The organism is Actinomadura sp. 9N407 (genome assembly GCF_044326315.1).
GTDB lineage: Bacteria > Actinomycetota > Actinomycetes > Streptosporangiales > Streptosporangiaceae > Spirillospora.
On sequence record NZ_JBIRAW010000014.1, the window covers coordinates 172037 to 185845 of the forward strand.

The window sequence follows — 13809 nt, forward strand, 5'->3', positions numbered from 1 at the left end:
TCAGAACCCGAGCTCGGCGGAACCGGTCACGGAGCCGAACAGCGGCAGGATGTTCGTCACGGAGAACTCGTGGAAGTCGGGACGGAACGAAGCGCACATGTCCTCGACGACGGTCACCTGCAGGCCGGAGTCGGAGGCGTGCCGGGCCGCCGACTCGACGACCAGGTTGGTGGCGACGCCGCCGAGGACGACCTCGGTGACCCCTTCGGCCGCCAGGACCTCGCGCAGCGCCGTCCCCACGAACGGGTCGACGCAGCCCTTGTCGATGACGGGCTCGCCCGCGACCGGTGCCAGCGCCTTGACGATCTGCGCCTCGGGCGAGTCCGCGAGCATCGCGCGCTGCTCCTCGTACGGGTCGAAGCGGGGCAGCCGGTTGGTGCGCAGCTTGTAGGACGGGTCGAACGCGAGCCGTACATGGACGACGAGCACCCCGGCCGCGCGGGCGGCGGTGAGCACCCGCTCGGCCGTCGCCAGGACGCCTCGTTCGGCGATCTGCGCGGCGAGCGGGGGCATCCGCAGGTGGGGCCCCTCCTCGCAGAGCGCGACCTGGTAGTCGAGCATGAGCAGGGCCTTCTTTGCTGCGGTCATCACAATCTCCTTGGGGGTCGAAATGGGCGTTACCAGGCGGACCAGCCGCCGTCGACGTACACGACCTGGCCGGTCATGTACGAGGCGGCGGGGCTCGCGAGCAGGAGCAGGGGGCCGGTGAGGTCGGTGTCGGGATCGCCGAGCCGGCCGAGCATGGTCCGTTCGCCGAACCACCGCAGCCGGTCGGGCTCGGCGCCGAGCGCGGCGGTCATCTGGGTGGGGTAGAAGACGCCGGGGGCCAGGCAGTTGACGTTGATGCCGTGCGGGCCGAGTTCGGCGGCCAGCGACCGGGTCACGTTCACGACGCCGGCCTTGGACGCGTAGTACGCCGACTCGGGGACGGGTCCGACACGCTCGGCGTAGACGGTGGTGAGGTTGACGATGCGGCCGCCACTGCCCTGCCTGGTGAGCGCCTTGCCCGCCTCGCGACCGACCAGCCAGGTCCCGGTGAGGTTGACCCGGACGACCCGTTCGAACTCCTCGACCGAGGTCTCGTCGTACGGTTTGCGCAGCATGACGCCCGCGGCATTGACCACGACGTCGAGCCGGCCGTGCGCGGCGATGGCGCCGTCGATGAGGGCCGCGACGGAGCCCTCGTCGGTGACGTCGACCTCATGCGTGCTCGCCTCGCAGGCCCGCGCCGTGGCGGCGAGGTCCTCGGCGCGCGAAGCCAGGTCGGCGACGGCGACCTTCGCACCGGCGCCCGCCAGAGCCTGCGCGGCGCGTTCGCCGAGGCCACCGGCGGCAGCACCGACCACCAAGGCGACCTGGCCGGTCATGTCGAACGGTCCCCTAGAACGCACCCCGGGGGTCTGGGGGTCCGCCCCCAGAGGCAGCACTGGCACTTCGGGCGAAGCCCCGGGGGTCTGGGGGTCCGCCCCCAGAGGCAGCACCGTCACCACTGGATCTCGCTTTCCTCGCCGGCGGCGTTCCGGCCGGCGAGCCGGCCGAAGACGCCCGACTTCCCGATGGAGGTCCCGGTCATGTAGCCGACGCCGTGGAAGCCGCCGGTGATCTCGCCGGCCGCGTAGAGGCCTTCGATCGGCTTGCCCCACCAGTCGGTGACCCGCATGCGGGTGTCGACGGTGAGTCCGCAGTACGTGGCGAGCACGACGGTCCCCGACGGGTGGGCGTAGAAGGGCGGCCGGTCGATCGGTACCGGTCGGCCGACCCCGCCGGACAGGTGCGCTCGTCCGAACGGGTCGTCCTGGCCCTGTGCGGTCGCGGTGTTGTACTCGCCGACCGTGCGCTGCAGAGAGCCCTCGGGGAGGCCGATCTCGGTCTCCAGCCCGGCGATCGTGTCCGCCTTGAGGAGCATCCCGGCCCGCTCGCGTCCGGCGAACTCGTAGATCGGTACCTCGTCGTTGGCCAGGGCCATCGTCCGGGCGTCGAAGACCTGCCAGGTGGTCACGCCGGGCTGGGCGAGCGCGGCGTCGCCGATCTCCTTGTAGTTCTTCGACTCGTCGACGAACCGGCGTCCTTCGCGGTTGACCGCGATCGCGCCCTTGTAGACGGCGAGGATGCCGGTGCCGTCCTCGTCCGGGTGCTCGACGTGGAAGTGCCCGTAGGTTCCCTTGATGTACGGGGTGTCGCGTACTCCCGCTCCCAGCGCCATGGCCATCTTGAGGCCGTCGCCCTGGTTGCCGGTGCCGCCCTGGCGCAGCGCGTGCTCCATCTGCGGCGCGAACGTTTCGAGCAGTTCCGCGTTCATCGAGAAGCCGCCGGTGGCGAGCACGACGGCGTCGGCCCGTACCTCGCGGCCGCCGGCGAGCCGGGCCCCGGTCACCCGGGAGCCGTCGCACAGCAGCCGGGCGGCCGGCGCGTCGAACATGATCCGGGCGCCGAGCCCACCGGCCGCCTTGAGCAGCAGTTCCAGCATGCGGGTGGTGTCGGTGGGGTGGCTGCGCGGCACCGACTGGCCCGAGGCCGCGTGGATCTCGCCGTACCGGACGCCGTGCTCCTTCAGCCAGCGGTAGGTCGCCAGCTGGTGCTCGCAGTACAGCTCGACCAGCGCCGGATCGCTGCGCCGCCTCCCGACTTCGAGCAGGTCCTCGCGGAGCAGTTCGACGGAGTCGGCGATGCCCTGCTCGGCCTGCTCGTCGGTACCGGCGAACGCGGACAGGCCCGCGGACTTCACGGTGGAGCCGCCGATCTCGCCGGTCTTCTCCAGCAGTACGGCGTACCGGCCCGCCTCGGCGGCCGCCAGCAGCGCGGCGCATCCGGCGAGGCCGGCGCCGAGGACCAGGACGCCGACGTGCTCGGGCGGGTCCGTCTCGACCGGCAGGCCGGGGACGGAGCTCACGTGGCGCTCCCCAGCTCCCGGTCCAGCGCAGTCTCGGCGGCGCTGAACCGCGGCAGGTTGAACAGGTTCTGCCGCTCCGACCAGCCGGCCATCCGGTCGGCCCGGGAGGCGGTCTCGCCGTGCTCGCGCAGATGCTCCAGCGCCTCCCGGCCGGCCAGATGCATCGAGCGCATCAGGTAGTTGGCGAACAGCACGACACCGAAGCCAAGCTCGGCGTACTCCGCCAGCTCCAGCTGCGGGGTCTTGCCGCCCTCGACGACGTTGACGATCAGCGGTACGCCGGCCAGCTCGCGGCCGACCAGGGCGAGCTCGCCGACCGTCCGGGGCGCCTCGATGAACAGCACGTCGGCACCGGCCTCGGCGTAGGCGCGGCCACGCTCGATCGCCTCGTCGATCCCGTCGGCGGACCGGGCGTCCGTACGGGCGATGATCACGAGCCCGTCATCGGCGCCCGCCCCCGCGCTCCGCGCCTCGCACGCCGCCGCGATCTTGGTCTGCATATGGCCGGCCGGGATGAGCGTGTGGGAGTCGAAATGGCCGCACCGCTTGGGCATCTCCTGGTCCTCCAGCTGGAGGCCGGCCACCCCGGCGCGTTCCAGCAGCCGGACGGTGCGCATCGCGGCGAGCGGGCCGCCGTAGCCGGTGTCGGCGTCGCAGATCAGCGGGACGCGGGTCGCCTCGGCGAGCCTGCCTGCATGATCGACGACCTCCGTCTGGGAGATCAGCCCGATGTCGGGCAGGCCGAAGCCGGCGTTGGCCAGCCCGGCACCGGTGGCGTAGACGGCGGCGAACCCGGCCTCCTCGATGAGCCGTGCGCCCAGGGCGTCGGTCGCGCCCGGCAGTACCAAGGGCTCGATCGCCCCGCCCTGCCCGGCCCCCGCTGCGGCCAGCGCGGAGCGCAGCGCGACCCGCTTGTCACGGGCGCTCGGGCCGGGGCCGACGCCGGTCAGCGACGGGAGCAGGCCCGGCTCCCAGGGTGAGGGATGCGGCACAGCGACTCCTCCATGTAGCGATTACTACAGAGCCTAACCGTGACACCAGTCACCCACGTAGCGCAACCCCGGCAAGCCGGCCGACCGTCGCCCCGCCGTGGCGTTCGGCTGCCTCAACTCCGATCCCACGCCTTCGAACCAGAGGAGCGACACCTCCGCGACATGCGGCGATCCGCAGGCCCGGGGCAAGTTCGACTGTGCTCGCAGGCAGAGATTTCCGGCGCGATCCCTTGCCTTCTCTGGAGTGACCGCTCTACGGTTCCATGTAGTGACTGTTACAGAGATGCCGGTCACGTCACCCACCCCGCCCTCACAACCGAAGGAACCTCGCCGATGACCGTCCTGGACGAGATCCGCCGGCTCGAGCCGGAGTTTCGCGCCGAGGAGGACCTTTCGGCCGACCAGCGCTCGCTGACCGGCCGGGCCTTCACCCACATGCAGGAGACCGGCCTCATGCGCGGCCTCCAGCCCAAGCGCTGGGGCGGCGCCGAACTGTCCCTGCGCGAGCACCTCACCGGCGTCTACGAACTCGGCCGGATCGCCCCCTCGGCGGGCTGGGTGGCCGGGGTCATGGGATCGCACCCGTGGCAGCTGGCGCTGTTCCCCGAGGAGACGCAGACCGAGATCTGGGAGTCCGACCCGGACTGGAACGCCTCCTCCTCGTACGCCCCCACCGGCAGGATCGAGCCGGTCGACGGCGGCTACCGGGTCTCCGGCCGCTGGTCGTTCTCCTCCGGCTGCGACCACGCCCAGGGCGTGATCCTCGGCGGGTTCGCCGGGAAGGTCGAGGCCGCGCCGGGCGTCGAGGTCCCGAACTACGGATCCGCGCTGCTGTACCGCGACCAGTACGTCATCGAGGACACCTGGCACGTCCGCGGCTCACGCGGTACGGGAAGCAAGGACATCGTCGTCGCGGACGCGTTCATCCCGGCGCGCCGCTTCCTGTCCAGCCCGCTCTACGAGTACAACCCCGACCGCCCCGCCCCCGGCATGGAGGCCAACCCGGCCGCCCTCTACAAGGTGCCGTGGGCCGTCATGTTCAACCTGGTCCTCGTCGCGCCGATGCTCGGTCTCGGCCGCCGCGTCCTGGACGACTGGACGGCCGACACCAGCGTCCGCAAGGCGAACTGGGGCGGCACCTACGCCGACGACCCGCTGATGCAGATGCACCTGGCCGAGGCCGAGTGGATCCACGACGCGGCCGTCCTGAAGATGTACGACGCGATCGACACGATCACCGAGGCCGCCGAGGCCGGGGTCTTCCTGGACAAGCGGCAGCGGGCCCGGCTGCGCTGGAACGTCACCAAGGGCTGCCAGGAGGCCGGCTTCGCGGTCAACAAGCTGATGCGGGTCGCCTCGGGCCGCACCGTCTTCGTCGACCACCCGCTGCACCGCCTCTTCCAGGACGTGACCGCCGAACTCGGCCACGCGTTCCTCGTGTCCGACGGCGTCGGCCAGTACTACGGCGCCGCCCTGCTCGGCTCCACCGCCCCGGAGGTCATGCTGTGATTTCGCAACTCGCGTACCTGGGGATCGCGTCCCCGAAGGCCGAGGAGTGGCGCGACTACGCCACCCGGCTGCTCGGCGCGGTCATCGCCGAGGACGGCGCGGACGGCGCGGTCCGGGTCAAGGTCGATGACAAGGGCTACCGCATCGCCGTCCACCCGGCGGAGCGGGACGAGCTCCGCTACGTCGGCTGGGACTGCGGCAACGAGACGGGCCTGCGGGCGTACGCCGCCGAACTGCGGGACAAGGGCATCGAGCTGCACGCCGGCGGCGCCGGGGAGCTCAAGGAACGCCAGGTCGCCGAGCTCTACTGGTTCACCGACCCGTTCGGCAACCGGCACGAGATCGTCTGGGGCCAGCACTCCACGCCCAACTCGTTCTTCCCGGCCCGCCCCATGCGCGGCCGCTTCGTCACCGGCGACCTCGGCCTGGGCCACATCGTGCTCATCGTGCCCGACCTCGAACGGGCCGACGCGTTCTACGCCGAGACGATGGGCTTCCGGCTGTCGGACCGGGTGAAGAGCGACGTCTTCAACCTGCGCTTCTACCACTGCAACGGCCGCCACCACTCACTGGCCGTCGCCGAGATCCCCGGCATGACCGGCATCAACCACCTGATGCTGGAGGTCGAGTCGTTCGACGACCTGGGCACCGCGATCGACCTGTTCACGGCCGACCCGGACCGGGAGATCCTGCTGTCGCTCGGCCGGCACTCCAACGACCTGATGACCTCCATCTACGTGCAGACCCCGTCCTCGATGCAGATCGAGTACGGCCACGGCGGCGTCACCGTGGACGACCTCACCTGGGTCGCGGGCAGCCACGACCTGCCGTCGATCTGGGGGCACCACCGCGCCCAGGCCTACCTCGACGGACCGCCCGGAATCTTCCGTACGATCACCGAGAAGGAGGCGGCCGGATGACCGCCGCGATCCGCGTCGAGGACATCGCGATCGGTGGCGGCCGCCACCTGCGCGTCAACCAGACCGGCACCCTGGGCGCGCCCGCCCTGCTCCTGCTGCACGGCTCCGGACCGGGCGTGACCGCCGCGTCCAACTGGCGGGCGGTCATCGAGGGCCTCGGCGACACGTTCCACTGCGTCGCCCCCGACATCCTGGGCTTCGGCGACTCCAGCCACCCGGATCCGCAGCCGCAGGGCTTCGCCGCGCAGGCCGAGGTACGCATCGAAGCGCTGTTCCAGCTCATCGACGCGCTGGGCCTGGAGAAGGTCGTCCTGGTCGGCAACTCGATGGGCGGGATGTACTCGCTGCGCATGGCGCAGCTGCGGCCGGACCTCATCGACAAGATCGTGCTGATGGGCTCGGGCGGCATGCCGGGCCTGGAGCCGACCCCGGAGCTGATCAAGCTCATCACCTACTTCGACGACCCGACCGTCGAGGCGATGGCCGATCTGCTCATCCGGTTCGTGCACGACAAGGCCGCGTTCGGCGACACCGTCGAGGCGGTGGCGGCCGAGCGGATGCCGATCGTGCGGCGCCCCTGGATCGAGGCCGGGCACCGGGCCATGTTCGGCCCAGAGATGCTCAGCTTCGCACCGGAGGACCTGGCCGAGATCGACAAGCCGACGCTGGTGGTGCACGGCCGCCAGGACGTCATCGTGCCGCTGGAGTGCGGCCACTACCTGGCCGAGCACCTGCCGCAGGCGGATCTCTACGTGATCGACAAGTGCGGCCACTGGACCCAGATCGAGCAGGCGGCGCGCTTCCAGTCGATCCTGCGCACCTTCGTCGAAAACTAAGCCGCTGTTCGGGCGGAGCCCTGGGGGTCTGGGGGTCCGCCCCCAGAAAGCAACTGGGCTGTTCGGGCGGAGCCCTGGGGTCTGGGGTCCGCCCCAGGAAGCAACCGAGACGGGATGGACATGAGCATGATCGACAAGGCGAGGGCCGCCGCGGCCGCCCTCGCCGCCGCCGACGCGCCGAGCGCGGACCAGGGGCGGCTCACCGACGAGGCCGTCGCGGCACTCGACTCGACCGGGGTGCTGCGCGCGCTTCAGCCGGCCCGGTGGGGCGGCGGCGAGGTCCATCTGGCGGAGTACGCCGAGACGGTGATCGAGATCGGCCGCGCCTCCGCGTCGGCCGGCTGGGTGGCCTCCGTCATCGGCGTCCACCCGTGGCAGATCGCCCTCTTCTCCGAGCAGGCACAGCAGGAGATCTGGGGCGCCGACCCGGCGCGCAGGATCGCCTCCTCGTACACCCCGACCGGCAAGATCGAGAAGGTGTCCGGCGGCTACCAGGTGTCGGGCCGGTGGAGCTTCTCCTCCGGCAGCGGGATCTGCTCCGGCGTCATCCTCGGCGGCATCGCCGGGCGGCGCGAGGTGAACGGGACCGAATATCCCGACTTCACGTCCGTGATCCTGGACCGCGCCGACTACCGGATCGAGGAGACCTGGAACGTCGCGGGCCTGCGCGGTACCGGCTCCAACGACATCGTCGTGGACGGCGTCTTCGTACCGGAGCACCGCGGCCAGTCGCACGTCCACTACACGCACGGCCTCGGTACGCCGCTGCCCGGCCAGGAGCTCAACGACGGGCCGCTGTACCGGACGCCGTGGGCCGTCACCTTCAACCTGATCATCGCCGCCGGGGCGCTCGGTGCCTGCCTCGGCTTCTACGACCAGTGGGTCGCCGAGACCCGCGGCCGCCGCACCAACTACGGCCAGCTGCTCCGCGAGGAGCCCGTCGTGCAGAACCACCTCGCCGAGGGGGCCTGGCAGCTCGACGCCGCCGTCCTGAAGGTCAAGCGGACCGCCGACGAGCTGATGGAGCACGCCGAGCGCGGCGAGATCCCCTCCCTGGAGCAGCGCGCCTTCTGGCGCTGGGACGTCGCCCGGTCGGCGAACGCGGCGATCGACACGGTGCAGGCGCTGATGCGGGTCTCGTCGGGCCGTTCGGCCTTCATCGACCATCCGCTCCAGGCCAGGTTCCAGGACGCCATCGCGGCCGGCAGCCACGCTTTCCTCTTCGACGACCCGCTGGCCAAGGCCTGGGGCGGCCGGCACCTCGGTGCCGAGAAGCTCGCGGTGGTGCACCTGTGACCGCTCCCATCACCTCCTCGGATGTCGCTGTCCGGGTACGCGGCGGCGAGCTGACGTTCCGGCTGCACGAGACCGGCGAGCGCGGTACGGAGGCCGTCCTGTTCCTGCACGGCTCCGGCCCCGGCGCGACCGGGCTGTCGAACTGGAAACGGATCATCTCCGACCTCGGGCACCGGTTCTGGTGCCTGGCGCCGGACCAGATCGGGTTCGGGGACTCCTCGCATCCGCTGGACGCACCGCGCGGGATGGGCCCGTTCAACGACCTGCGGGCCGAGGCGCTGCTGGCGCTGGTGGACGGTCTGGGCCTGGAGAAGGTCCACCTGGTCGGCAACTCGATGGGCGGCCAGCTCGCCCTCCTGATGACGCTGGCCCGGCCGCAACTGGTCGGCAAGGTGCTGCTGATGGGCAGCGGTGGCGCGCCGGGACTTCCGGCCAGTCCCGGCCTCAAGCACCTCCGCGAGTTCTACGCGGACCCCTCCGCGGAGTCCCTCAAGGGGCTGCTGACCGAGTTCGTGTACGACCTCGAACCCCTGCTCGACACCGTGGACCGCGTTGTGGCGGAACGGATGTCGTACGTGACCAGGGAGGACGTCCGCCGGTCGCACGAGGCGTCGTTCGACCCGGACGGGGCCCGCCGCTTCTTCACTCCCGAGGAGCTCGCGACCATCCCCCACGAGGTGCTCTGCGTCCACGGGCGCGACGACCGGATCATCCCGGTCGACGCGAGCGAGTACTTCGCCGCCAAACTGCCGAACGCCGACCTCTACGTGATCGGGCAGTGCGGCCACTGGACCCAGATCGAGCACCCCGAGACCTTCGAGCGGCTCCTGATGGGCCTGATCGACGGCCGGATCTAAGGAACGTACATGCGCATCGCCAACCACGAGGGCCGGGCCGTGATCGTCGGCTCCGACGGCAAGGCCGCCGACATCGCGACCGCCTCGGGCGGCCGCTTCGGCCCGGACCCGCAGGGCGTCTACGACGACTGGGACGCCTTCACGGCCTGGGCGTCGACCGCCGTCCCCGTACCGGACGTCGAACTCGGCAAGGCCGGGCTCGGGTCGCCGTCGCCGGCCCCGTCGCAGGTGGTCGCGATCGGGCTGAACTACGCCGACCACGCGGCGGAGACCGGGTTCGAGCCGCCGGAGCACCTGCCACCGGTCTTCACCAAGTTCGCCTCGTCCATCACCGGGCCCTACGGCGAGATCGAGTTGCCGGACGGCGGCCACACCGACTGGGAGGTCGAGGTCGTCGTCGTCATCGGCCGGACGGCCCACCGGGTCACGGCCGACGCGGCCTGGGACCACGTGGCCGGCCTGTCGGTAGGCCAGGACCTGTCGGAACGGATCCTGCAGTTCACCGGCCAGGCCCCGCAGTTCGGCTTCGCCAAGTCCTACCCGGGCTTCGCGCCGATCGGTCCCTGGCTGGTGACCCTGGACGAGATCGCCGACCGCGATGACCTCGCGCTGGGCTGCTCGATCGATGGCGAGACGGTACAGAGCGGGCGCACGTCCAAGCTGCTCTACTCCATCCCGCGCACGATCGCGAAGCTGTCGGAGGTGATCACCCTGCGACCCGGCGACGTGATCTTCACCGGTACGCCCGACGGCGTCGGCTTCGGGATGAGCCCGCAGCGCTTCCTGCGATCCGGGGAGACGCTGCGCACCTGGGTGGAAGGCATCGGCGAGATGGAGCACAGGTTTTATTAAGTCCCGGCCCAGGTACTCGCCTGGCGGCTCGCACCTGACCGTGCCTTGTGCGAGCGCTGCATCGCTTCGCGATCTGCCCGGGTGAGGCTCGCCTCCGGCGTCGCCTCGCCCGGGCAGTCAACGCGCTCGCGCGGTGGCTGAGCTACTGCGATCAACGCCTAGAACAGATCCCAGAAGTCGGTGCGGAGCCGCAGTTGCTCCGCGCTCTCCTCCAGGATCACTCGCCCCGAGCGCATGGCGTACGCGCGGTCGGTGATCCGCAGGGCCTGCTTGACGTTCTGCTCGAGCAGCAGGATGCCGATCCGCTCGTCGTCGGCGAGTGCGCGCAGCCGCCCGAAGATGGTCTCCACCACCGAGGGAGCGAGCCCCAGGGACGGCTCGTCCAGCAGCAGCAGCTTTGGCCGGGCCATCAGCGCCATGCCCAGGCTGACCATCCGCTGCTGCCCGCCCGACATCGAGCCGGCCGGCTGCTTCGCACGCTCCGTCAGGATCGGAAAGAGCTCGATGACCGTCGCGAGCCGTTCGGCGGTATCGGAGCCGGACGGCGCGTTGGCGGCGCCGAGCAGCAGGTTGTCGTGCACCGACAGGTCGGGAAACACGAACCGTTCCGACGGGATCATCGCGACGCCGGCCGCCACGGCCGTACGAACCGGCCGGCGGGTGGTGTCCCGGCCTGCGATCCGAACCGATCCCGAGCGCGGGCGGACCGCGCCGAGCACGGATCGGATCATGGTGGTCTTGCCCGCGCCGTTGTGCCCCATCAGGGTCACGATCTCACCGGCCCCGACCCGGAGGCCGACCCCGTGCAGTACCTCCTTGCGTCCGTAGCCGGCCACCAGGTCGCTCACTTCGAGCAGCGGCCCGTCCAGTACCGCGCTGTCCTGGGTCATGAGTCTCCTTACTGGGCACGAAGTGTGTTACTGGGCACCGAAGTAGGCCTCGGCGAGCCGGGCCGAGCCGGTCAGCTCGGCGAGCGTTCCGGACGCGGTGATCTCACCGAGTTCCATGAAGCAGGTGTGGTCGGACAGCTCGCGCACCACGTCCAGGTTGTGCTCGACCAGGCAGACGGTGCGGCCCTCGTCCCGTACGGCGGCGACCATCGAGAGCATCGTGTCCACCCAGGCCGCGTCCACACCGGAGGCGGGCTCGTCGAGCAGCAGCACATCCGCGCGGGTGGCCAGCGCCCGCGCTAGCGAGACCAGCTTCGACTGGCCGTAGGAGAGCGCGTCCGCCGCCGTTCCGGCCTGGTCGGCCAGGCCGACGAACTCCAGCCACCGCATCGCCTGCTCGGCGACCTCCCGGTCCGCCCGGGAGACGCTGCGGCCGGGCACGAAGAGACGGTCCAGCCGCTCCCCCGGCTGCCCGGGTACGGCGAGCATGACGTTCTCCAGGCAGGTCAGGCGGTCGAGGAGCCGGACGTCCTGGAAGGTGCGCACCAGCCCGGCGCGGACGATCCGGTCCGGGCGCATCCCGACCAGCTCCGTGCCGTTCAGCAGTACCGATCCCGCGTCCGGGACGATGGTGCCGGTGAGCAGGTTGAACGCCGTCGTCTTGCCGGCACCGTTCGGGCCGACGAGCGCCGTGATGGTGCCGCGCCGCAGTTCAAGCCCGATGTCCTTGGCAGCGGTGATGCCGCCGAAGCTCTTGGACAGCCCCTCCGCCCGTAGCACCACGTCGGTCTCGCCGTAGGGAACGCGGCCGGGCGCCTCGCCCGCCAGATCGAGACGCGGGGATACCCGCGCGCGCGACTCGGCGGGTCCGGCGGCGGGTGCGACGGGCTGCCGGGAGCGCTCGGGGAACAGGCCCTGCGGCCGGACGATCATGACGAGCACCAGCAGCACGCCGTACAGGACCACCTGCAGCAGCGCGGCCTGGGTGCTCTGTACGCCGAGGCCCTCGCGCAGCGCCGGCTCGATCATCGTGAGCGCGACGCCGGCCACGATCGAGCCGGTGAGGTTGGCGCTGCCGCCGACGATGACCATCGCGAAAACCGTCATCGCGAGCGGGAACCCGAACGCCGACGGGGTCGCCTGGCCGAGCCAGCCCGAGTAGACGCCGCCGACCAGCCCGGCCAGCCCACTGGTGATCGCGAAAATGCCGATCTTGTAGCCGAAGGTGTTCTTACCCAGCGCCCGGGTGGCCACGGTGTCCTCGCGGATGCCCTTGAGCACCCGACCGAACGGCGATTCACCCAGGCGCCGACAGACGGCGTAGACCAGGGCGAGGACCGCCGCCGACGGGATCAGCCAGTCGGACGGGGAGTCCAACGCCACCCCGAACAGCCGCAGCCCGTCGACACCGGTGATGCCCATGACGCCGCCGAGCGAGTCGAAGGTCGCGAAGACGCCGATGATCCCCAGCGAGAACGCCAGCGTCATCAGGATGAGGAACTCCTGGGCGAGCCCGAGCGCGATCAGCCCGATCACGACGCCGAACGCGGTCGCGATCAGTACGGCGAGGGCGAGCGAGGCGAGGTAGGGCCAGCGGTGCTCGCCGGCGAGAAAGCAGACGGTGTACCCGCCGACGCCCGCGAAGGCGGCGTGCGCGACCGACACCTGCCCGGCGTACCCGACGAGCAGGTTGACGCTGACGGCGAGCGCGGCGAGCAGCAGCGCCTGGTCCAGATAGTTGATCCACATGGTGTCAGACCTTCTTCAGCGGCGCGCGCTTCGACGTTGCGGGCTCCAGCGGCGCGGGCTCCAGCGGCGCGGGCTTCGACGGTGCGGGACGGGCGGTACGGAGCCGCGGCAGGCGGTCCTTGCCCGCGAGGAACGCGAGATAGCCGGTGAGGACGATGAAGACGGCGGTCTGGGTCCACTGCAGCGGCAGCCAATGCGATGCCCACTGCTCCAGCAACCCGAGCCCGATGCCCACCGGCAGCGCGCGCAGCGGCGAGGAACGGGTGCCCGCGAGGAAGGCCACCACGAAGCCGTAGACGACCACCGTGTCACCCATGGCCGGCTGTGCCGTGTAGAGCAGGGCGTACCAGAGCGCGCACGCACCGGAGATGAGCCCCGCGACGGCGAAGCAGACGAGGTTGATCCGCCGGACGCTGATCCCCAGCACGCCGGCAAGCCCCGGATTGCTGCGGACCGCCTTGATCGAGCGGCCGATCGGCGTCCGTGCCAGGAACGCGGCGAGACCGATGACGAGCACCAGGCAGGTGGCCGCCTGCTCGAGGTCGAAGCTGGAGATCCGCACCGGGCCGAGGTCGTACCGCGACGGCTCCGGCCCGTCGAACGGCAGGCCGCTCGTACCGAACTTCAACTGGAGCAGCGCGAGCCCGGCGGTACTGACACCGATCGAGGTCACCAGTACGGCGAGCATGGCGCGGTCGGCCGCGCGGCGCGCGACGGGCTCGTACACACCGGACTCCAGCAGCACGCTCACGGCGACCGCCGCGGCCAGGCCGATGAGCGCCGCCGGCCAGAACGGCACGCCGACACCGTCCATGATCCAGAAGGCCGCATAGGGCGCCACGGTGTAGGTCAGCGCGTAGGCGAAGTGGAAGCGGGTGGTGACCCCGATGACGAGGGCCAGCCCGGCGCCGAGGGCGGCATAGAACGTGCCGCGGACGAGTCCATTGGCGGTCAGCTGCCAGAGTTCGCTGTCCAGTAGGGCTTGCATGGATCCTCCGGAATCGAGGGAGGAGGGACG

Annotated in this window: 13 protein-coding genes; 6 read left to right on the top strand and 7 right to left on the bottom strand. The window is 71.0% G+C overall.

Annotation, left to right across the window (positions count from 1 at the left end):
• The 4 genes from ACH34Q_RS23325 to ACH34Q_RS23340 all read right to left on the bottom strand — a co-directional run bounded on the left by ACH34Q_RS23325 (position 1) and on the right by ACH34Q_RS23340 (position 3882).
• Positions 1-588: a cysteine hydrolase family protein gene (locus ACH34Q_RS23325; RefSeq protein ID WP_395985144.1), complete on the bottom strand. Its 588-nt coding sequence runs from the start codon at positions 586-588 to the stop codon at positions 1-3.
• A 29-nt stretch (positions 589-617) separates the two neighbouring features.
• The gene (locus ACH34Q_RS23330; protein ID WP_395985145.1) at positions 618-1367 is read right to left on the bottom strand and encodes an SDR family NAD(P)-dependent oxidoreductase; all 750 of its coding nucleotides are present in this window, start codon (positions 1365-1367) and stop codon (positions 618-620) included.
• A gap of 116 nt (positions 1368-1483) precedes the next feature.
• Entirely contained in the window at positions 1484-2890 is a 1407-nt protein-coding gene (locus ACH34Q_RS23335) for an FAD-dependent oxidoreductase (protein WP_395985146.1), read from the bottom strand.
• Positions 2887-3882, bottom strand: a complete 996-nt coding sequence (locus ACH34Q_RS23340; protein ID WP_395985147.1) for an oxaloacetate decarboxylase — start codon at positions 3880-3882, stop codon at positions 2887-2889. Before ACH34Q_RS23340 ends, ACH34Q_RS23335 begins: the two co-directional genes overlap by 4 nt.
• A 333-nt stretch (positions 3883-4215) precedes the next feature.
• On the opposite strand from ACH34Q_RS23340, the gene ACH34Q_RS23345 reads away from it, so the two are divergent.
• The 6 genes from ACH34Q_RS23345 (at position 4216) to ACH34Q_RS23370 (ending at position 10152) form a co-directional block, all read left to right on the top strand.
• Positions 4216-5391, top strand: coding sequence for a hypothetical protein (locus tag ACH34Q_RS23345; protein ID WP_395985148.1), 1176 nt, complete (start codon positions 4216-4218; stop codon positions 5389-5391).
• The gene (locus ACH34Q_RS23350; RefSeq protein WP_395985149.1) at positions 5388-6311 is read left to right on the top strand and encodes a VOC family protein; all 924 of its coding nucleotides are present in this window, start codon (positions 5388-5390) and stop codon (positions 6309-6311) included. The genes ACH34Q_RS23345 and ACH34Q_RS23350 overlap by 4 nt, the downstream gene beginning before the upstream one ends.
• Positions 6308-7147, top strand: a complete 840-nt coding sequence (locus ACH34Q_RS23355; protein WP_395985150.1) for an alpha/beta fold hydrolase — start codon at positions 6308-6310, stop codon at positions 7145-7147. Before ACH34Q_RS23350 ends, ACH34Q_RS23355 begins: the two co-directional genes overlap by 4 nt.
• Positions 7148-7273: 126 nt before the next feature.
• Complete coding sequence (locus ACH34Q_RS23360; RefSeq protein WP_395985151.1) at positions 7274-8443, top strand: acyl-CoA dehydrogenase family protein; 1170 nt, start codon at positions 7274-7276, stop codon at positions 8441-8443.
• The gene (locus tag ACH34Q_RS23365; protein WP_395985152.1) at positions 8440-9300 is read left to right on the top strand and encodes an alpha/beta fold hydrolase; all 861 of its coding nucleotides are present in this window, start codon (positions 8440-8442) and stop codon (positions 9298-9300) included. Before ACH34Q_RS23360 ends, ACH34Q_RS23365 begins: the two co-directional genes overlap by 4 nt.
• Positions 9301-9309: 9 nt before the next feature.
• Complete coding sequence (locus ACH34Q_RS23370; RefSeq protein WP_395985153.1) at positions 9310-10152, top strand: fumarylacetoacetate hydrolase family protein; 843 nt, start codon at positions 9310-9312, stop codon at positions 10150-10152.
• Positions 10153-10310: 158 nt separating this feature from the next.
• Here ACH34Q_RS23370 and ACH34Q_RS23375 read toward each other — a convergent pair whose 3' ends face one another.
• From ACH34Q_RS23375 to ACH34Q_RS23385, 3 genes are read right to left on the bottom strand one after another with little or no spacing between them, the layout of a single operon-like run.
• Positions 10311-11042, bottom strand: a complete 732-nt coding sequence (locus tag ACH34Q_RS23375; protein ID WP_395985154.1) for an ABC transporter ATP-binding protein — start codon at positions 11040-11042, stop codon at positions 10311-10313.
• A 27-nt stretch (positions 11043-11069) separates the two neighbouring features.
• Complete coding sequence (locus tag ACH34Q_RS23380; protein ID WP_395985155.1) at positions 11070-12791, bottom strand: ATP-binding cassette domain-containing protein; 1722 nt, start codon at positions 12789-12791, stop codon at positions 11070-11072.
• Between the two features lie 4 nt (positions 12792-12795).
• Complete coding sequence (locus tag ACH34Q_RS23385; protein WP_395985156.1) at positions 12796-13779, bottom strand: branched-chain amino acid ABC transporter permease; 984 nt, start codon at positions 13777-13779, stop codon at positions 12796-12798.
• Positions 13780-13809: the final 30 nt, after the last annotated feature.

What these genes read in the sequence shown, in the direction of transcription:
- ACH34Q_RS23325 (WP_395985144.1), bottom strand. Translation starts at nt 588, where the DNA reads ATGACCGCAGCAAAGAAGGCCCTGCTCATGCTCGACTACCAGGTCGCG.
- ACH34Q_RS23330 (WP_395985145.1), bottom strand. Translation starts at nt 1,367, where the DNA reads ATGACCGGCCAGGTCGCCTTGGTGGTCGGTGCTGCCGCCGGTGGCCTC.
- ACH34Q_RS23345 (WP_395985148.1), top strand. Translation starts at nt 4,216, where the DNA reads ATGACCGTCCTGGACGAGATCCGCCGGCTCGAGCCGGAGTTTCGCGCC.
- ACH34Q_RS23355 (WP_395985150.1), top strand. Translation starts at nt 6,308, where the DNA reads ATGACCGCCGCGATCCGCGTCGAGGACATCGCGATCGGTGGCGGCCGC.
- ACH34Q_RS23360 (WP_395985151.1), top strand. Translation starts at nt 7,274, where the DNA reads ATGATCGACAAGGCGAGGGCCGCCGCGGCCGCCCTCGCCGCCGCCGAC.
- ACH34Q_RS23370 (WP_395985153.1), top strand. Translation starts at nt 9,310, where the DNA reads ATGCGCATCGCCAACCACGAGGGCCGGGCCGTGATCGTCGGCTCCGAC.
- ACH34Q_RS23375 (WP_395985154.1), bottom strand. Translation starts at nt 11,042, where the DNA reads ATGACCCAGGACAGCGCGGTACTGGACGGGCCGCTGCTCGAAGTGAGC.
- ACH34Q_RS23380 (WP_395985155.1), bottom strand. Translation starts at nt 12,791, where the DNA reads ATGTGGATCAACTATCTGGACCAGGCGCTGCTGCTCGCCGCGCTCGCC.
- ACH34Q_RS23385 (WP_395985156.1), bottom strand. Translation starts at nt 13,779, where the DNA reads ATGCAAGCCCTACTGGACAGCGAACTCTGGCAGCTGACCGCCAATGGA.